The 19,078-nt window shown below is 41.7% G+C and carries 18 protein-coding genes and 1 tRNA gene; 11 read left to right on the forward strand and 8 right to left on the reverse strand.

Annotated features, from left to right (window positions below; all coding sequences use genetic code 11):
- Positions 1–1,424: 1,424 nt before the first annotated feature.
- The 4 genes from CSQ79_RS07295 to CSQ79_RS07310 form a co-directional block, all read right to left on the reverse strand.
- Positions 1,425–2,147 (reverse strand): Stp1/IreP family PP2C-type Ser/Thr phosphatase, encoded by a 723-nt coding sequence (locus CSQ79_RS07295; RefSeq protein WP_099700518.1) that lies wholly within the window; start codon positions 2,145–2,147, stop codon positions 1,425–1,427.
- A gap of 15 nt (positions 2,148–2,162) precedes the next feature.
- Positions 2,163–3,848: an ABC1 kinase family protein gene (locus CSQ79_RS07300; protein WP_099700688.1), complete on the reverse strand. Its 1,686-nt coding sequence runs from the start codon at positions 3,846–3,848 to the stop codon at positions 2,163–2,165.
- Between the two features lie 145 nt (positions 3,849–3,993).
- A complete protein-coding gene (locus CSQ79_RS07305) occupies positions 3,994–4,329 on the reverse strand; it encodes a DUF6825 family protein (protein ID WP_099700519.1) in 336 nt (111 codons plus the stop codon).
- Between the two features lie 97 nt (positions 4,330–4,426).
- A complete protein-coding gene (locus CSQ79_RS07310) occupies positions 4,427–7,174 on the reverse strand; it encodes a CBS domain-containing protein (RefSeq protein ID WP_099700520.1) in 2,748 nt (915 codons plus the stop codon).
- 302 nt (positions 7,175–7,476) lie between these two features.
- On the opposite strand from CSQ79_RS07310, the gene psbZ reads away from it, so the two are divergent.
- The 5 genes from psbZ to CSQ79_RS07335 all read left to right on the forward strand — a co-directional run bounded on the left by psbZ (position 7,477) and on the right by CSQ79_RS07335 (position 10,520).
- Positions 7,477–7,668 carry a photosystem II reaction center protein PsbZ gene (gene psbZ, locus CSQ79_RS07315; protein WP_099700521.1) on the forward strand — a complete coding sequence of 64 codons (192 nt, stop codon included), beginning with the start codon at positions 7,477–7,479 and terminating at the stop codon, positions 7,666–7,668.
- Positions 7,669–7,898: 230 nt separating this feature from the next.
- Complete coding sequence (ribH, locus tag CSQ79_RS07320) at positions 7,899–8,474, forward strand: 6,7-dimethyl-8-ribityllumazine synthase (protein WP_099700522.1); 576 nt, start codon at positions 7,899–7,901, stop codon at positions 8,472–8,474.
- Between the two features lie 94 nt (positions 8,475–8,568).
- Positions 8,569–8,640: transfer RNA gene (locus CSQ79_RS07325), tRNA-Gly, on the forward strand.
- Between the two features lie 202 nt (positions 8,641–8,842).
- The gene (locus CSQ79_RS07330) at positions 8,843–9,253 is read left to right on the forward strand and encodes a hypothetical protein (protein WP_099700689.1); all 411 of its coding nucleotides are present in this window, start codon (positions 8,843–8,845) and stop codon (positions 9,251–9,253) included.
- A gap of 4 nt (positions 9,254–9,257) precedes the next feature.
- Positions 9,258–10,520 (forward strand): glutamate-5-semialdehyde dehydrogenase, encoded by a 1,263-nt coding sequence (locus tag CSQ79_RS07335; protein WP_099700523.1) that lies wholly within the window; start codon positions 9,258–9,260, stop codon positions 10,518–10,520.
- Positions 10,521–10,529: 9 nt separating this feature from the next.
- Here CSQ79_RS07335 and CSQ79_RS27495 read toward each other — a convergent pair whose 3' ends face one another.
- Both CSQ79_RS27495 and CSQ79_RS07340 read right to left on the reverse strand, forming a co-directional pair.
- Positions 10,530–10,664: a hypothetical protein gene (locus CSQ79_RS27495; RefSeq protein WP_289500772.1), complete on the reverse strand. Its 135-nt coding sequence runs from the start codon at positions 10,662–10,664 to the stop codon at positions 10,530–10,532.
- A 329-nt stretch (positions 10,665–10,993) separates the two neighbouring features.
- The gene (locus CSQ79_RS07340) at positions 10,994–11,818 is read right to left on the reverse strand and encodes an acyl-CoA desaturase (protein ID WP_099700524.1); all 825 of its coding nucleotides are present in this window, start codon (positions 11,816–11,818) and stop codon (positions 10,994–10,996) included.
- Positions 11,819–11,890: 72 nt separating this feature from the next.
- On the opposite strand from CSQ79_RS07340, the gene CSQ79_RS07345 reads away from it, so the two are divergent.
- Together CSQ79_RS07345 and CSQ79_RS07350 are read left to right on the forward strand one after the other, a co-directional pair.
- The gene (locus tag CSQ79_RS07345) at positions 11,891–13,123 is read left to right on the forward strand and encodes a methionine gamma-lyase family protein (protein ID WP_099700525.1); all 1,233 of its coding nucleotides are present in this window, start codon (positions 11,891–11,893) and stop codon (positions 13,121–13,123) included.
- Positions 13,124–13,251: 128 nt separating this feature from the next.
- A complete protein-coding gene (locus tag CSQ79_RS07350; protein ID WP_099700526.1) occupies positions 13,252–13,794 on the forward strand; it encodes a sll1618 family protein in 543 nt (180 codons plus the stop codon).
- A gap of 327 nt (positions 13,795–14,121) precedes the next feature.
- Here the strand turns inward: CSQ79_RS07350 and CSQ79_RS07355 are convergent, their stop codons facing one another.
- Positions 14,122–14,604, reverse strand: coding sequence for a TspO/MBR family protein (locus CSQ79_RS07355; protein WP_041918760.1), 483 nt, complete (start codon positions 14,602–14,604; stop codon positions 14,122–14,124).
- A 54-nt stretch (positions 14,605–14,658) separates the two neighbouring features.
- Positions 14,659–15,447: a class I SAM-dependent methyltransferase gene (locus tag CSQ79_RS07360; RefSeq protein WP_099700527.1), complete on the reverse strand. Its 789-nt coding sequence runs from the start codon at positions 15,445–15,447 to the stop codon at positions 14,659–14,661.
- Between the two features lie 153 nt (positions 15,448–15,600).
- Here CSQ79_RS07360 and CSQ79_RS07365 point away from each other — a divergent pair, with 153 nt between their 5' ends.
- The 4 genes from CSQ79_RS07365 to CSQ79_RS07380 all read left to right on the forward strand — a co-directional run bounded on the left by CSQ79_RS07365 (position 15,601) and on the right by CSQ79_RS07380 (position 19,068).
- A complete protein-coding gene (locus CSQ79_RS07365) occupies positions 15,601–16,566 on the forward strand; it encodes a polyphosphate kinase 2 family protein (protein ID WP_099700528.1) in 966 nt (321 codons plus the stop codon).
- 176 nt (positions 16,567–16,742) lie between these two features.
- A complete protein-coding gene (locus CSQ79_RS07370; protein WP_099700529.1) occupies positions 16,743–17,723 on the forward strand; it encodes a helix-turn-helix transcriptional regulator in 981 nt (326 codons plus the stop codon).
- A 34-nt stretch (positions 17,724–17,757) separates the two neighbouring features.
- Positions 17,758–18,339, forward strand: a complete 582-nt coding sequence (locus CSQ79_RS07375) for a Uma2 family endonuclease (RefSeq protein ID WP_099700530.1) — start codon at positions 17,758–17,760, stop codon at positions 18,337–18,339.
- 27 nt (positions 18,340–18,366) lie between these two features.
- Positions 18,367–19,068 (forward strand): ABC transporter substrate-binding protein, encoded by a 702-nt coding sequence (locus CSQ79_RS07380; protein ID WP_143755436.1) that lies wholly within the window; start codon positions 18,367–18,369, stop codon positions 19,066–19,068.
- Positions 19,069–19,078 lie beyond the last annotated feature (10 nt).

A 19,078-nucleotide genomic window follows, 5' to 3' on the forward strand; every position in this document is an offset into this window, starting at 1 on the left:
TACAAGCCGGTAACACTTCATCCTGCTTGAAACTCAATTAAATTGCAGGCATATGATCAAACGCAGACGTTCAGCAATGATTTAGTAGGCTGTACTCGAAGAATCAACAACACTTGATGTGTTAACGTCACTTCAGTAGTTGCAGGTGGCTAAAATTTACTATTTGTTATCTAAAATTACAAAAATAATCTCAATCTTGTACTGTGTGCATTATTTATTCATAATTTGCAATTAAAAACATAATTTTCCCTATTGAAAATTTACTAGGAGTATGTTAAACGTGCGTTACCTGATAACTTTATCGGTTTTAACTCGATTTGGCTAGCAGAATAGATCAGAACAAAGTTTTGCAAAAATCATGTGCAAGTCAGATTAAATTTAATGAGATTTTTAATATTATATTGGTAGTATAATGTGCGTATTTTCAGGGTAAGATCAACTAAATATCCACATAATAGCTATTTAGGAAGTTTCTTATCTTACTTAGCTGTCTTAAGAGTATTCATTCATCAAAGTTGAATGAACTTGCATCTAGTACATTGAGCGAATTTCTTATATGCAGAGCAGACAACCTAACTACCTGCACTCACTAGCAATATTTCAGTTTGATTGTCCACCTAGAGGTAATGTATCAACTGGAATAAAATATTATTTCTTCAATGTGATAGAGTCAGATCAAAACTTTGTAGCTATTGAAACAAGTCTGCTTCAACGTTCAGCGAGTACAGATCAAATCACTACAGGTATTCACTTCTAGGAATTTAGTTATTTTTCAACTTAGATATAATTGCTCAAATCAAGCTAACTTCTGTCTTGCACTACCCACTTTGAACAAAGCATGATAGGTTAATGTGTTCGATATATGAACTTATCTAGCTCTTTTTTTGTTGGAATAACTATTTTATTATTGCTTTTTTGCATTGTAAATTTGTTTTAAAGCTCAGCAGTTTTGTTGAAGAGAAACAAGAAAAATAAGGAGATTCTTGCCAAGAAAAACGTACGTTAAGGTGAATAAGATAGAGCTTTTATCCTGCTATTGAAAACTCTACTATTTTTCTACAAAACACAATTTCGATTAACAGTTGTTGTACTCGCAATAGACTTATAACTTTAACATAAAAGAAAATTGCTGTAGGTTAAAAGTAGCTTCGATTTTATTTCTTAGGGAAAAACGCATTTCTAATTTGCACAGCCATACTTTTATTGTATTTATCTGTGTTACAGTCTTTTTTAAAATGTTTTCAACGCAAAACCCGTTAAGTTAGTTATATTAATACTTAATTAAATAGCCATATCAAAGTTAAGGTTCTAGCAAACATTAATACTTTAAATCATTTGTTAATCCTTAATAAGGAAGTGTTAGTAATAGCACATCTAGCTTAATAAATAGTCTGAGCCAGGATTACCATAATCGCGATCAAAAGCTACTCTAGGGCTATAAGTACTACAGTGATATTGTCTTTCCCACCGCTTGCTAAAGCAGCTTCTAGCAGGGCTGCAGGTGCTTTCTCTATAGCAGGATGAGATTGAAGTTGAAAAGCAATGTGTTCGTCAGAGAGTTCTTCTGTGAGTCCGTCAGAGCAGAGTAGCAAGCGATCGCCTAGTTGGACGTTAATTGTTTGAATATCAATTAGATCTAGCTCTTCTCGACCCAAGCAGCGTGAAAGAATATGTCTCCAAGGATGATTGCGGGCTTCTTGTTTAGAAATATCACCTTGGTGTAAAGCCATGTTGATCCAGGTGTGATCTGTGGTTACTTGTTGTAATGCTGCTTCTCGAAACAGGTATAAACGTGAGTCACCAACATGTGCGATCGCAGGCTGTTGTTCTCGAAAAACTATAGTGACTGCGGTTGTTCCCATATCACTACATTGTGGTTGCAGCTTTTGTTCGCGGACAATTGCTAGATTAGCTTGCTTGAAAGCATTTTCTAATAAAACTTTAGTTTCCAGATCGCTCTGCCAATGCTGTAAGAGATAATCTCGAATGACTTGAGTAGCAATTCGACTCGCTTCTTCACCACCTGTATGACCGCCCATACCATCAGCGACAATAAAAAATCGCCCTTCCGGATCAATGTAATAAGCATCCTGATTCGAGAAGCGTACCAACCCTGGATTGCTAAGACCCGTGAAGCGCAGTTTCATAGTTGCCCACAAAAATTAATACATGCGGTCGTATCGGTCAAGGCGGATGAGCAGTCGCACAAGCGCTACCCCTACAGCTACAGCGATTGCTGCCGCAATTATTGCCAACCATATATAATGATTGACGAATAATAACGTAGCGGACAGAGTAAAAGCACTGATAATTATTGCGTAGTTTGTTCCTAATTGCAGGTTACTTTGACGACGTAGGAGTCGCTCAGTTTCAATTGAACGAACGCGCACGCGAATATCACCTCGCTCTAGCTTTTCTAGTGTATCTTCTAAACGTCGTGGCAGACCAAAAGCAGTGCTACCTACCTGTGCTGCTTGGCGACTAAGTTCATTTAAAAAGCTATTACCATCAACACCATTGCCGTTAGTCATAAGATCCATCGCAAAAGGTTTAGCAACTTCCATAAAATTAAACTCTGGATCTAAGCCCTTACCAACACCTTCTAAAGTTGAAAATGCCCGCATCACAAAGGTAAACGTTGCTGGAAAGCGAAAGGGCTGATCGTAAGCGATTTCATACAAATCGTCACTAATTGCTGCCACTGATTGATTCTCAAATGGCTTATCCATAAAGTGATCGAGCATATACTGAACTGAGCGCCGTACTGGTCCCATATCATCGGTGGGTGCCAACGCTCCTAACGCTACTAAAGAATCTACGACTTGTTGAGCATCTTTCTGAGCAATACCAAACAACGTCTTCATAAGTTGCTCTCGGATGCCAGTTTTGATCTGCCCCATCATGCCAAAGTCATAAAATATTAACGATCCCTCTGGGCTAACAGCAATGTTACCTGGATGGGGATCGGCATGAAAGAAACCATCATTAAGTAGCTGTTGTAAGTAAGCCTCTGCACCTTGACGGGCAATTAATTTTCTATCGATTCCTGCAGCTTCTAGTGCTTCATAATGACTAATTTTAATTCCTGGAACATATTCCAAAGTCAGTACTCTGGAAGATGTATAGCGCCAGTAAACTCTGGGAACTTTTACCCAATCGTAGGCGCGGAAATTACGCCGAAAAGTATCAGCGTTTCGTCCTTCGTTGATGTATTCAATTTCTTCCCACAAAATACGGCAGCACTCTTCATAAATTCCAATCCAATCGCGACCGCGTCCCCACTTAGGATGGTTTTGGAAATACTGCGTAATTCCTCGGAGAATTTTTAAATCGATTTCAAATAGCTTACGCAATCCAGGTCGTTGTACTTTGGCTACGACAATTTCGCCTGAATGCAATTGTGCTTTATGGACTTGACCTAAGCTAGCTGCTGCAATAGGAATTGGTTCAAAGCTTTTAAATAGTTCAGGAATTTTCTTGCCCAGTTCTTGCTCAATAATTGTCTCTACCTGGGCGTAGCCAAAAGCAGGGACTTTATCTTGTAACTTGGCAAGTTCCTCAACGTATTCACTAGGAAATAAATCTGCACGCGTCGAAAATAGCTGTCCTACTTTAATAAAAGTTGGTCCTAAATCCAACAATTTATTACGAATCCAGATAGCTTGCTGTTTGCGTCTTGCACTGCGCTTAGCTTCAGTAACTCCACCTGAGTAGCTCCATGACTTGTTGTTGTACCAAAAACCAGTTAGCAATCGAATCACAAACAGCCAGATGTCTACAAAACGGCGTTTGCTAGAGTAATTTTCCCGATTCCAACGGTAAGACTTTTCTCTGTAGCCCGTTTCCAAGTTATTAGTGTACCGTAGAGTTTTCACGGAGTCAGCAGGAAGAACAGACACTCAACGTTCCTAAGTTTGTTTTGTAAAGATTTGGTCAGAATAACTATTTATTATCAGTAGTAGAAAATTGTCAGTTACACATCTACCCTGATGTTTAGTTATTTGTACCAGAGCTACTGCGATAACGCTGTATTTCTGTACGTAACAAAGCAATTTCTGCACGGAGATCGTCAATCATTGCCTGTGTATCTACAGGCTGCGTGTCTGGTGTAAAAGTTGTCGTTGAAGTTCTACCTCTAGTAGTAACTTCCATTTCTCGGTTAGCCCGTTCCATGACTTCCTCAGAAAACTGGCGCATCCGTTCTCTCAGTTCAGCATCAAGTTTACCCAACTCGCTCAACGTGTCTGTTAGGGTATTTTCTAACTGTTCGTTGAAAATTTCAGCAACAGCTCTACCCACAAAAAAAGCTTGTACCAAAGGATTACTCATAAATATTTTTTTACACACATCCGCAAAAATTATAACTTGCCTGTCTGCTCTACTGCTGCGGCTAGAGTCGGGAGCTTGAAATTTTTGTTGCAGTAATTTACTGAGGATAGCGGTTTTTGACAAAAGCGATCGCCCAATTACGGAGATCTTCAAAATTTGTGCTGTGCTCAATAACACCATCAAGAGTTGCTGCTAGTAACTCATCTAAGATGATGCGATATTGAGGTCCAGGTTTGTAGCCTAAAATCTTGAGATCGTTGCCGTTGAGAGGTGGCTCAATCATGCTCCAGTGAGTAAAATACTGCCAAATTAGACGCCTAACATCACGGTGAGTGCGGATAGCAATTAAAACCAGCGTTGGCACATCGTAACGGCGGAGTAACTGTACTACTTGACTTGGTTGCTGATAGGAAGGTAAAAGTTCTTCAACCTCTGTTTGTGACTGGTCTAGCAATCCTAAACGCTTGATACTGTCATCAGGTAGTTGTAGATTTGTGGCTACTTGAACGCGGTATTCAGGTGATAGGTGAGCAGCGATCGCTTCAAGCCGCAATAACCAATGATGCAAATTTTGTTGCCGATCTCGTTGTTGTAAACAGCGTTCCAGCAAGCGAAGTTGTCGCCACAACTCGCGATCTAGTTCTAATGTAGGGTGAATGCATTTGAGAGCGCCTAAATCTGAAAGTAGCTTCAACGCACGCTTCCAGTAAGGTGCTTCGAGAATATATTTCAGTTCACCTTTGAGACGGGTAGATAAGCCAGGAAGTTTATCTCCTTGGACGCGGCTGTAGATACCACTTGCGATGCAGTAGCGAATGTAACTTTCGGTTTCTGGCTCAATTGTAAAATCTAGCCGTACCGCGAACCGTACCGCCCGATAAATCCGTGTGGGATCTTCAATAAAACTGTTGGCGTGTAAAACACGAATTTGCTGAGCTTGAAGATCGAGAAAACCACCAAAGAAATCTAGCAACTCTCCAGCGCGTGGTGATGTTAGTCTGACTGCCAAGGCGTTGATTGTAAAATCCCGTCGATATAAATCTTGGCGAATTGAACTGGCTTCAACTTCAGGATTAGCTGCTGGGTAAGGATAAAACTCAGTTCTGGCTGTGGCAATATCTACCCACAGAGAATCAAACGTTGAGTCTTTATGCCATAAAAGTGCTGCAGTTTGAAACGCGCCGTGAACTTCTAGGCGAGTATTTGGGTAAATTTGCTGTAGTTCTTGTGCAAGTTGGACGCCTGCACTAATACCGTTATTGGCAACGTAACCATCCACTACTAAATCAATATCGGTAAGAAGTAATGAGCTATTGAAAGTGCTTTCTGGCGAACTGCAGTTACTTTGTCGAAAGTGTGTCAGCAGTAAGTCGCGTACTGCACCGCCAACAAGATACAAGTGCCAACCGCGTTGTTGCGCGTGTGTTGCTGCTTTGGTAAGTAATTCCCACAGTTGAGGTGCTAAGCGATCGCGCAATAGTTGATATGCACCTTGTCGATAATTAGGTAAAGTATCTCGATCAACGTGATTCCAGTTGACTTCCTCCTGATGAATTTCGCGTAATACATCGGTGCGCGTGACAATTCCTACTAACTCGCCATTGTCTAGAACTGGAAGACGTCCGATATCGTAAGTCACCATCAGCGATTCGATTTCAGGCAATGTTGTTGCTGGAGTAATTGTTTTAACATTTGTTTTCATGTATCCCTTAACGGGTGCATGACTAAAGCCATGATGCAGCGCAATATCAAGATCCCGTCGAGAAACGATACCGACAAGTTGACCTTCAGGATCTGCAACACATAACCCAGAATGACCATAGCGCAGTAGAATACGCTGTGCCTCACCAATTGTTGTTTCAGGGCGAATTGTCCGCACGGGCGAAGACATCAAATCCCTGGCAATTGGTGGTTGAGGAGTTTGTTGTTTGAGTTTGTTTAAGATGGCTGCTAAGGTTTTTCTGGTATCAACACTCCGTAGCGAAATTGATGCTGCTTGCGAATGTCCACCGCCTCCGAATTCTTGAAAAATTTCATTGAGATTCGTTCCAGGAATTCGCGATCGCCCGATAATCGTCACTCGTTCGTCAGGTTCGATGAAATGTTGCGCTGCTAAAATTAAGGCATCGCTTTCGGTAATTTCCATTAGCTGCGAAGCAAGGCTAGACAAGCCAGTTACATAACCTTTTGTCTCTAACATTACCCAAGCCAGAGTGTAGCCGCTAACGATTTCAGTTTGAAGCTCAGCCAAGGCAGTTGTCAGTAATTCTTGCAGTTGGGCAGACAATCCTGGATCGATATAATCGCGAATGACACGTAAATTAGCTCCTTGCTGCATTAACCACGATAATGCGATCGCATCGCGTGCGGTTGCTTGAGTAAAAGTAAGCGATCCGGTATCAACATGAATCCCTAAAGCCATCACTGTTGCTTCAACAGAATTCAGACTGATGTTATGTTGCTGCAACTCTTCAACAACTAATGTTGTTGCCGAACCGACAGCCGCAATTTGAGCTTGAGTTGCTGGAATATCTGTTGAGACACCTATGTGATGATCGTAGACGCGAATTGCTTCTAAGTGTGGTAGATTTAACCACTCGGCTGCTTTACCTAGGCGATCGCGCTTTTGTGTATCTACTATTACTAAAGAACGAATTTGTTCGGGATGAACTGCACGACGTTCAATTAACGGATATTCATCGCGATGTAGCGCTAAAAAATCGCGCACCGCCGGATGACTACCACCAGTTAAAACAATTTTTGCCCCAGGAAACAACCTAGACACTCCTACTGCTGCACCGAGTGCATCAAAATCTGCTGTTGTATGACACAAAATTAAGTCCATCTCTCTATTGTGTAGTTTTTTGGAGTAGGGGAGATGGGGAGTTATGAGTTAAGAAAATTCTTTTAATGAATGCCTCCGACACCTTTGTTCGCTTTCCAAAACTCAAAACTCAAAATTCAAAACTATTCAAAGCGCCAAAGCACCACTAACTACTCTTTCACTGGTTCCTAGTCCCTTACTTTAATTTTTTACCTAAAAAGCTCGCATTTCTGATAGCGTACAAATAAGGAATAATCAGAAGATAGTCAGTTATTACGCTCAACACATTTGTCCACCTTGTTGCTGTCTTGGGAGAAGCACCTATGTTCTCAATTTTATTTCAAATAGCTCTAGTTGCTTTGGTTATCATGTCATTCGCTATGCTGATTGGCGTTCCAGTTGCTTACGCTACGCCTCAATACTGGGGTGAATCCAAACGGCTGCTTTGGTTAGGTTCGATTGCTTGGATTGGTTTAGTTTTTTTAGTTGGGGCATTAAACTTTCTAGTTGTTTAAAGCATTTTTCCTTGACTAATATAGACAGTGTGAAACGATTTCACTAGAGACATCAAGATACACTAGTACTTAGGGGCAGTTAGCAATTGCCCCTAAGTTGTCAAGTAAGGTCGTCATAAAACGATCTGAGGTAAATAGAGCAGATTTTAGTGATTTCAGCTTCCCTGTTGCAATTGCACTTACTTTCTGCAAGACATTGAGCACACGAGATTTTTACCGAAATTATAGTTATGACAGTTTTTGAGGGGACTTTTGCGCAAACAGAACCACTCCGCTTAGCGATCGTGATTGGACGATTCAATGATTTAATTACAGGAAAATTACTAGAAGGATGTCAGGATTGCTTGAAACGTCATGGTGTTGATGTTAATCCTCATGGCAACCAAGTTGATTATATTTGGGTTCCAGGAAGCTTTGAGGTTCCTATAGTAGCAAACCAACTTGCTCAATCTCGGCGCTACGATGCCATTATTTGTCTGGGTGCGGTAATCAGAGGACAAACACCTCACTTTGATTATGTTGCTAGTGAAGTAGCCAAAGGAATTGCAGCAGCTGGATTTCAAACAGGAGTACCAGTCGTTTTTGGCATTTTAACGGCTGATACAATGCAACAAGCATTAGAAAGAGCGGGTGTTAAAAGTAATAAAGGTTGGGATTACGCTATGAATGCTCTAGAGATGGGTAATTTGATGCGTCAACTGCATTCCAGGTTAAAAGCAGAACCGTATCGAGATCCTCAACTACCGGTAGCTCTCAGAAGCGCTCAAGCTCCAGATGTCTCAGTGGCTCCAGAAGCAATGGGTTAGAAGCTACCGACAGCAATTAGGATTTAGCTAATAGCTCTAAACGAAGCTTGACAAATTACGGTCAATTTGAGATGATAAGAATTACACAAATTTTGCGGGTATAGCTCAGTGGTAGAGCGTCACCTTGCCAAGGTGAATGTCGCGCGTTCGAATCGCGTTACCCGCTTAAAAAAAATAAACAACAAAGTTGGGTAAGGAAAGAGTAAAAGCTCCTAGGATAGATCGTAGGAGTGAAGTAGTGCATAAGTTTTAGAAAATACTGTAAAAAGTAGAATAAGAAACCAAAAAGCATCAAGATACAGTTGGTCATATAGGATCGGATTTAGATACACTCGTGAGATAGCTACTTTTTGCCTTTACTAGTTGTTGTGCAAGCTCAAAAGGGAAAAAAAATCGATCTGAGTTCAAACTATCCATGCCCGTGTCGTAGACGCGGTCATCTAGTACCGATTATGCTAACAGAAGCATTTGGTTGCGATCGCTGTCAGCAGTTATTTGTTGTAGAAGACAAAGGTTATTTGTTAGAACAACTTTCTACAACCTATCCGTACAAACGTTCATGGCGTTGGATGGGAGGTCGTTGGGTTGTTGCCCAGCCGCGTCTTGGACAAACGTATCTACCCATAGCATTGGGAATTATTTTAGTATTACTGATTGTGTGGTTGCCTTTGGCACTAAGATCCGATAATACAAACACAAATATTCTCCTTTGGGCAATGGTAGCAGTACTATTAGCTGTATTACCAGCATTAATGGTATGGCTTACTTATAGACGTTAATTAAATGACAGTTGATGCTTTTGACACCCCTGATGCGGTTGCAGTCGCCAATCATGCTTATCAAGCTTCCCTAAGGCTGGGCGTCACGAAGGGAACCGAACGAAGTAGTGCTGTGCTGGCAATGGCAAAAGCGCTAGAGCATTCATTTAACGACATATTAGAAGCAAATACTCTAGATTTGGAAGCTAGCCGCGAAATGGCAGTTCCCGATCTCATCTTGGATTGGCTAAAACTGACACCAAAGCGCTTACAAGCTACAGTGGAAATTTTAGAAAGGCTTGCTGCACTATCCGATCCAATTCGGCGGGTAAGAAATGCTGATTATCAATTACCAGACTCGCAAACGTATTGCCAGCTAATGCCATTAGGAGTCATTGCACTCATCTATGAAGCATTTCCTGAGTTAGCTGCGATCGCGGCGGGATTATGTATTAAAACGGGTAATAGCTTAATTTTGAAAGGCGGTAGCGAAGCAAGTAATTCTAATATGGCAATCGTAAATGCTTTACAGCTAGCCCTTGAAGAAGCCGGCATATCGCCAGGATGCTTAAATTTATTATCAGTAGATCGTGGCGGTATTGTTCGAGATTTAGTGACACAGGATCAGTACTTAAACTTAGTCATTCCTTATGGGCGCCCTAGCTTAGTACAACAAGTTGCCAAAGTAGCAACAGCACCAGTATTGCGCTCAGCAATGGGAAATTGTTATCTTTACTGGTCAGGTTCAGGAAGTCTTGATATGGCACGCACGATTATTTTAGACAGTCATCAAAGCGAACCCGATCCTGTCAATGCTATCGAGAAGGTACTTATTCACCGCGCAAGTAAGCCTTCGTCTTTAGTAAGCCTCTGGAGTAATTTACAAGAAAAGGGCTTTCAGATTAAAGGAGACACAGAATTAGTAGCAGCATTTCCCGAATTACAGCTTGCTGCTGAATCTGAGTGGGCAAGTCCTTATTTAGATCGAACAGTCGCATTCAAAGTAGTCGATCATTTAGAAGAAGCGATCGCGTGGATCAATCGACATAGCAGCGGTCATGCTGATTGTATAGTTACTGAGTCATATCAGGAAAGCCGTCACTTTGCCCTAGGAGTGAATAGTGCTTCAACATACATTAATGCTTCTCCACGCTTTTCACGTAATCCAGCCCAAGGTGATGCTGTTTTTTTAGGTATGTCCAATCAGCGAGGACAAAGACGAGGGTTTATTAGCTTGGAAACGTTAACAACAGTGAAACACATTGTTCAAGGAAACGGAAAATTCTAATTAGGTTTCCTAAGGTAATGGTTGTTGAGAGTACATCACCATCATAAATATTGTGATCCCCAATCCACAGATGAGCAGTAGTAAAGAACCCCAACTGGCTGAATGTTCTGTCATCTGTTGCCATACTCTATTACGGGTTGCCATAAAATTATTCTCCAAATCCCTATGTTTCTTAATCTATCGTTAAGGGATCGGCAATCTTCGATGAGATAAGAAAATTAACAGTACGGGGATCAGAAAAAGTCAGGGGATGTATTGGAGATTAAGGGGGACGTTGGCGCACAACTGTGGTTCAAGGAAACTCAATGAATGCAATTAATGAAGAGTTCCACTCTAATAGCTGCGACGTCTTCAAATGATTTTGCCAGTTTTTCACCAATGAATCTTGGGGCTGGAAATCAAACAGCGATCGCCTGTCTCAACTTAGCTTAGCTCTGAACTGAACGTCTGCGCCAGCGTCCTCCGACTGAACTCTAGTTCAATGATTCTCTAGCAGCAAGCTTAACTTTAGTTGCAAGACCTAAGGTTTGCAGTAATTGAATCGTCATCCAAGTCATATCAATTTCCCACCACTGTAAGCCGTGACGGGCAGAGTATTGAAATGCATGATGATTGTTGTGCCAACCTTCGCCGTAGGTAACTAAAGCGACCCACCAGCAATTTTTTGAGTTATCGTTTGATTCATAAGTACTGTAACCAAAAATATGGCTAGCGCTATTAACAAACCAGGTGCAGTGCCAAACTAAAACAAGGCGGACAAAAATTCCCCAAACAACGAAAGACCAACCGCCGATAGAGTATAGTAAAAGTCCTAAAGCAAATTGGATAGGAATAAAATACTTATCGAAGAAATTGTACACTGGGTCATCTGCAATGTCTTTAATATAGCGGGGAACTTCGGATTGAATAGGTGGGTGGAACAACATCCAACCCATGTGACTCCACCAGAAACCTTGGTTGGAATCATGGGGATCTGGTTCTTGATCCGAGTACAAATGATGTAGACGATGTAGTCCTACCCAGTCTAATACCCCTCCTTGGCAGGCAAGTGTACCGCAGAAAACAAAGAAATACTCTAACCACTTGGGGGTTTGAAAACTGCGGTGGGTGACTAAGCGATGGAATCCTAGCGTAATTCCTAATCCGCCTGTTATCCAGTGGAGTAATAAAGCTAAACCTACAGCACTCCAACTAAAATTGCTAGGCAGTAGGGCAAACGCAGCACCAATGTGAACAAAGGCGATAAAGAGAATAAACGCCCAATTTAGAGGAGGTTTAGTAGAGGTGGCAATGGTCATGCAATTATCTCGTATAAATCAGCTCAATCTCGGCAATAATAAACACCGCGTAGAATAAATAATGAGGTGTTGATGAATAGCTCTGAACAGCTACAAGCAGCCGAACAGGCACTATCTCCGATTTTTTCTGGAATTGACACTGCAGTCAAGCAAAATTTACAACGCGTGTTGAGGGCATTTCGCAATCAGCGTGTGGGAACACACCATTTTACTTCTGTTAGTGGTTATGGTCATGACGACTTAGGACGTGATGTTTTAGATCGTGTTTTTGCAGAAGTCGTGCAAGCCGAAGCTGCAGCAGTACGGGTGCAATTTGTTTCAGGGACTCATGCGATCGCGTGTGCGTTATATGGTGTCCTCCGTCCTGGTGACGAAATGTTAGCCGTTGTGGGTTCCCCTTACGACACATTAGAAGAAGTGATTGGATTACGTTCTCCTGGTCAAGGTTCCCTTTTTGAGTTTGGCATTCGCTACCGTGAATTATCTCTAACCGACGAGGGAACTGTCGATTGGTTCAAGTTAGAAAATGCTATTAAAAATGATACCCGTTTGGTGCTAATTCAGCGATCTTGTGGTTATTCTTGGCGTGCGAGTTTAGAAATTACCGAAATCGAAAAAATTATCCGCATTGTGAAACAGCAAAATCCTGAAACAGTGTGTTTTGTCGATAACTGCTACGGTGAATTTATCGAAGACCGCGAACCAACGGCTGTTGGTGCGGATTTAATTGCAGGTTCGTTAATCAAAAATCCTGGGGGGACAATTGTCACTGCTGGCGGTTATGTTGCAGGGAAAGCAGAATTGGTAGAAGCGGCGGCTTGTCGTTTAACTGCACCAGGAATTGGTAGTGCTGGGGGGGCGACTTTCGATCAAAATCGTCTGTTGTATCAAGGGTTGTTTCTTGCGCCGCAAATGGTGGGAGAAGCGATGAAAGGTAATCATCTGACGGCGTATGTCTTCGATCAGTTGGGGTATCCTGTGAATCCTGCACCGTTTGCACCCCGCCGCGATGTGATTCAGGCGATTAAGTTAGGTTCGCCACAAAAGTTAATTGCGTTTTGTCGGGCGATTCAACAAAATTCACCTGTGGGTTCTTATCTCGATCCGGTTCCCGCAGCGATGCATGGTTATGAAAGTCAGTTAGTAATGGCGGGTGGGACGTTTATTGATGGCAGTACATCGGAATTTTCGGCGGATGGTCCGTTAAGAGAGCCATATGTTGTTTTTTGTCAAGGGGGGACGCATTGGACTCATGTAGCGATCGCGCTTGAGGCGGCGATTGAGGCGGTGCAGAAAGTTGATTAGTGAAGAATGATCAACTAGGCAAGATTAAGGTGGTGATGACATAGTGGAACCACAAAGGCGCAAAGGTTATGCAGAACAAATGATTATTAGAATGACAGGGTACTTAATGACCTTTTGTCGTGTGAAAGATGAATGAAGATTTAGAAGTTTCAGCGGAGATTTCTTTTAAACAAGCGATTGATGTGACTCAGTTATTGCTAGATCAAGCTATATCTGGGCAGTTGCCAGAATCTGAAGTCAAAGTGGTTGTCTCTAATTTGGTGAGAACACAAAACGGTGCTAGAGGCTTTTTTGTGACTTATTTAACGTCTGATTTACCAGAGGACGATCGCTTAACAAATTCTGTTGTCGAAGCTTTGCGGTCGCATCCTGAAACTGTTGCAGAATTATTAATCAAAAATGTCGCAATGTCAGCAGCCCAAGCTGTTTATCACCGCCGCCATGACGCTGAAGAAATGGCACAAGGTTCGTTACGAGTTCAACAGCGTACGCAAAAGTTAATTCAATTAGTCAATCTTACCGCTGTCTATCAACACGCTCAGGATTTATTCGATACTGCCACAACTGGAGAAGGGCGCTATCAAGACTTTCTCAATCGCTGGGGTTACGATACTGAACAAAGACAAGTTATGTGCCAAGCACTACAACGAGTCTTATCTCACGCTAGTTAAGTCGCAACTTCAATATTTCACCCCAGTATTTGCGATTTTTAGCTGCATTAAGGCATCAATTTCTAGGGTTTCTACGCATACAAAAGTAGATTCATTGGAAATTTGCTGGCCTCCGAACCCTAACAAATTCAACTAGCCACTAAATCCGACTAAGAATACAGCGATCGCACCAATGACTGCCAAGATTGACAGGACTAATCCCGCGTTGGGGCTGCCTTTGAAGGAATAGTTTTTGTCTTTCATAGAAGTACCTACGTGTTAAAAATCTATATTTATTGTTACATTTATCGACTTATCTTTCATAAATGTTAACAAATTAAATAGCAACTAGACTCCTCCAACACCAGGATTAAGCTGAATTAGTACCCAAGTGAGATACGTGCCGATTGGTCCCCAAAGCATGTATGGTAGGAGTAACCAAGATGCTGTTGTTGATATCTTACGGACAGAAATCGCTACAACATAAGCTAATATCGTTGCTAATCCGCCGAAAATCAGCCCGCCAACGAGGCTACGTAGTTCGACAACAACAGGGCTGTAGAGAGTTGTCAAAAGTGCGATCGCAATATACAAGCCCATGAAGAACCACGGGCGATCGCGTCTTTGACGACGAGATTTTTCCCAGACTAAAATTGCCGAAATTGTGCCGCAAATCCAAACAACTGCCCAAATTAGGGGAATTAATGATTCAAACGTTAACCATCCAGGGCGAGTTAAGTTTTGAAACCAAGGATCGCGCAGGGAAGTCAGTAGATTTCCTCCAAAAAAAATGGCTACTGAAACAGCCAGTATTATCCATCTAGCTTTCATAGTAATTTGGTAACTGGTAATTGGTAATTGGTGTAGTTTAATATTATCTATTACCTAATTACTCGATTTGTTTTTGTTAATAGGCTCTTGAGATACGGTTTTAGCAAAAGTTATAATGTGTTGATTTGGTAGAGATTCATCAGTGTTTTGCCATTGCAGTCCTACTATTGCCATTTCTTTTTTTACTTGATTTTGGCTCATTTTGTGTAATCCCTTAATTGGGATAAAAGGATTTTCTTTGCAGTATTCAACTATTACAACTCTTCCTCCAGGTTTGAGAGCTTTTGTAATAGCTTGCATTACTTCATATGGATGAGAAAATTCATGATAAGCATCTACCATTAGAGCTAAATCAATACTATTGTCAGATAAGTTAGAGTTATTAATATTACCTAAGATTGTCTCAACGTTAGTAATTCCTGTATCTTTTTTCAGAAATTCAATAATATCCAACATTTCAGGTTGAATATCCACTGCCAATACTTTTCCATTAGGTAACTTTTGAGCCATCCGAAAGCTAAAGTAACCTGTCCCTGCACCAATATCTGCTACAACATCTGTGGATTGCAAATCAAGCGTGTCTAATACCTTTTGTGGTTGTTCTTCTGTTTCTCTACTTGGACGTTCTAGCCATAGTACTTCTGTATGTCCCATCACTTTGGCAATTTCACGCCCTTGGTAAAATTTACCAATACCGTCAGGGCTATGTATGGTGTGATACTGATAATTCTGACTGCTATCTACAACTGGAGTAGCTGCGAGTGTTGTGCAACTGACCAAAACTGTGCAATACAGTAATGCACACAATGGTAGTATTTTAAGTCTTAGTTGTCTCCAAAACATGGTTAAGAAAGATAAGTAATTAGACAAGGGTGGCTTGACGGTTGCAATTCTTGCTTTAACGATATCGTCTATCTTGTGATAGAAACGCGGATGTGTGTAGCTGAACTAATATCAAGAAAAGTAGTTTAGATTACAATCAGGCTACGAAAGCGTATGAATCCAGATAGCGATCGCACAAATAATTTTACTCCGACAGATGTGACTGAAGCTGAGGAGCAAGAAACAACTCAAGCTGTGGAACAAAAAGCAAGTAGCGTTGCTGATGTGGTATCACCAGAGACACTCGTTGTTAATGAACCGCCGCCTAAACCGGATTATCCTCGATATCGAGTCAGCCCAGATGAACCTATTAAACTTGCTGATATTAACTCCGATGCTTGCGAACACTACAAAAAAAAGAAAGATGTTGAAAAAGAGCTAGAAATTCAAAGAAAGCGGCTAGCAGTATTACAAGAACGCTTGTACGCTGAAAATGAGCGTAGTGTGTTGATTGTGTTGCAAGCAATGGATACAGGTGGAAAGGATGGCACAATCAAGCACGTTTTTCGTGGAATCAATCCGCAAGGTTGTCAAGTTTGGTCATTTAAGAAGCCTACCGACGAAGAACTGAGTCATGACTTTTTGTGGCGCTATCACCGCCGCGCACCACGTCGAGGAATGATTACTATTTTCAACCGATCGCACTACGAAGATGTGCTAATTGTGCGAGTGAAAGATTTAGTGTCTGAACAAGTATGGCGTCAGCGCTATCGCGTTATTAACGAGTTCGAGCAAATGCTAACGTTGGATAACATTGTTGTCATTAAATTCTTCTTACATATTTCCAAAGACGAACAACAGCGGAGATTAGAAAGCCGCTTGGAAGATCCTGATAAGCGCTGGAAGTTTTCGATTAATGATGTCAATGAGCGCAAGTTGTGGGATAAGTATCAACAAGCTTACGAAGATGCAATTAATAACTGTTCGACGGCTTATGCGCCTTGGTACGTCGTGCCATCAAATAAAAAGTGGTATCGTAATTTGGTGATTGCTAGGGCGATCGCAGATACACTTGAAGCGATGAATCCGCAATATCCCGCCGCTGCTGAGGGCTTAGAAAGCGTTGTGATTCCCACATAAAGAGGTATCTAAAAAGCTACTTGACTGTTGCCTGGAAATACATGAGAATAAGTTGCATTTAGTATTGCTGTTAAATGTGTGGATGTAATTGAATATGACACTTGTTGAGGTTGGATAACGGGGAGTGGCTCAATGTTCCTACCAATTACCAATTACCCACTTACTGACCATAAACTGTGACAATCACGATCGCCCACACAGATTATCAAGCGCTGTGGCAAGAAAGCAACCTAAAGCCACAGCACCCCGATCCTGTGGATGGTTGCGATCGCATTGAAGTATGTCCCGACTACCTCGGTACAGGTTATATTCGGAAACTTCAACTGCGTGGTATTGAGCTTAATATTTTCAACTATTCGGTACGCGAGGATGTGATCGTCACAAATAAGTCAGGTGGAACAGAGTGGGAGTTTGGTTTTCACCTTTCAGGAAATCGTTCGGGTAAGCAGACTGGAGAGAATTTTGTGTCTTGGGGTTATTTTGATGAAGAAAGTCACGATTACCCGACACACGCAGGCGAGAGAATTCTCAAACCAGATATTTGTTTCGACTCCCCTGATACTTTATCTGGATTTATCCCTAATCATCTCAAGTCATTTCCTCCAGAGTTAATGAAGGCGATTGAAGGTTCAAATCGCGAACATTTTTGGAACATTGACAAGATTGAGGTGGGAATGCGTTTAGCATTAGAACAGATGTTAAACTGCCCCTATCAAGGATGTACTAAACAAATTTATCTTGCAAGTAAGTGTTTAGAATTAGTGGCGCTAAAACTTGCACAACTTAACGAAGAACAAAGATTAGAAAGTTCACAGCTGCTCAAACCTGACGACGTTGAACGAATTTACCATGCGAGAGATATTTTATTGTGTAATTTAGATCGTCCACCATCGCTACTTGAATTAGCACGACAAGTCGGCTTGAATGACTACAAACTCAAACTTGGTTTTCGGCAAGTATTTGGAACAACAGCTTTTGGATATTTGCATGAGGTTCGCATGGAGCGATCGCGTCAGCTACTTTTAGAAAATCGCATGAGTGTTAAAGAGATATCACAGGCAGTAGGATATGTCAATCAGAGTCGTTTTGCGGCGGCATTTCGCAAGCGATTTGGTGTCACCCCTAAGTCTTACGGTGTAAATCGAGGTCTGGATTAGGGATAATTAATTGTAGCTATCTCACGCAATAGCGATGTCATTTCTCACACTAAACCTACGTCCTACGATTGAGTTGACAGATGAACAGTTTGAACAAATCTGCCGCAGTAATCCAGAATTGCGACTTGAGCGTACTGCGAGTAGCGAATTAGTCATCATGTCACCAACTGGCAGTGAGACGGGAGGACGAAATTCCAGCATAACAGGTCAGCTTTGGGCATGGAACCATCAAAGTCGTCTTGGGAAAACATTTGATTCTTCAACAGGTTTCAAACTCCCAAATGGCGCGACTCGCTCTCCAGATGCAGCTTGGATTTTGCTAAAACGATGGGAGACTTTAACTGCGGCACAAAGACGCGGATTTGCACCGATTTGTCCTGACTTTGTTGTAGAGTTGCGTTCTTCAGGAGATGACAAAGGAACGATTCAAGCAAAGATGCACGAATATATAGCGAATGGCTTGCGTCTTGGTTGGTTGATTGATCCTGAAGCGCGTTTGGTAGAAATTTATCGCGCTGATCAGCCTGTAGAAACCATAGACAATCCTGTAACGCTTTCAGGAGAAGCAGTATTACCAGGCTTTGTCCTTGATTTGACAGAAATCTTTGCAGGTTAGTCGTTAAAAAAATCCGTTTGGGATTGAGTGCGATCGCCGGTTGTAGGATTAATGCGCCGCGTAGTGTTGTTATCTACCAGAAACGCGGCTGAGTCGTGTAAAGTTATTGCACACGATTTGGGTAACACTGAAATTTGCGGACAACCTCAAAAAGTCGTCGCGGTTGATCCTCATATGCTTGATTTGATCCTGTCGCTTGGTATCCAACCCGCAGGATTTGCCGAAGTTGAGGCGGCGATTGTTAGTTCGCCTAAGTTGGGCGAACAAATGACACAAATTAAATATTTAGGCGATCGCATTACCAGTAATCCAATTTATATGGGAACGCGCAATCAGCCATCTTTAGAAACTATTTTGCGGCTCAAACCCGATTTAATTTTAGGCGAGTTGGGCGATTTATCGTTGTACAATAACCTCAATAAAATTGCACCTACGCTATTTCCTTTCAAGAATTTTGACAATTATCAATGGCAGCAAACTTTACTCAAACTAGGTCAAGCGTTTGAGCGCGAACCACGGGCTAAACAAGTCATTGCTGAACACAATCAACGAATCGGTCAGGTCAAAGCTGAACTTGCTAATATTACTCAAAATTCAAAATTACTGCTTTTAGGAATGTCGAAACTTGGCACAACTGGAGTGTTAAACGATCAAACTTTTCCAGGGGCTTTGCTTGAGGATCTCTGTTTTGAGCTTGTTATCCCCAAGCAGGTAGGCACTGATACCTAGCGCAGACGTA

The sequence above is a fragment of the Gloeocapsopsis sp. IPPAS B-1203 genome, from assembly GCF_002749975.1.
GTDB lineage: Bacteria > Cyanobacteriota > Cyanobacteriia > Cyanobacteriales > Chroococcidiopsidaceae > Gloeocapsopsis.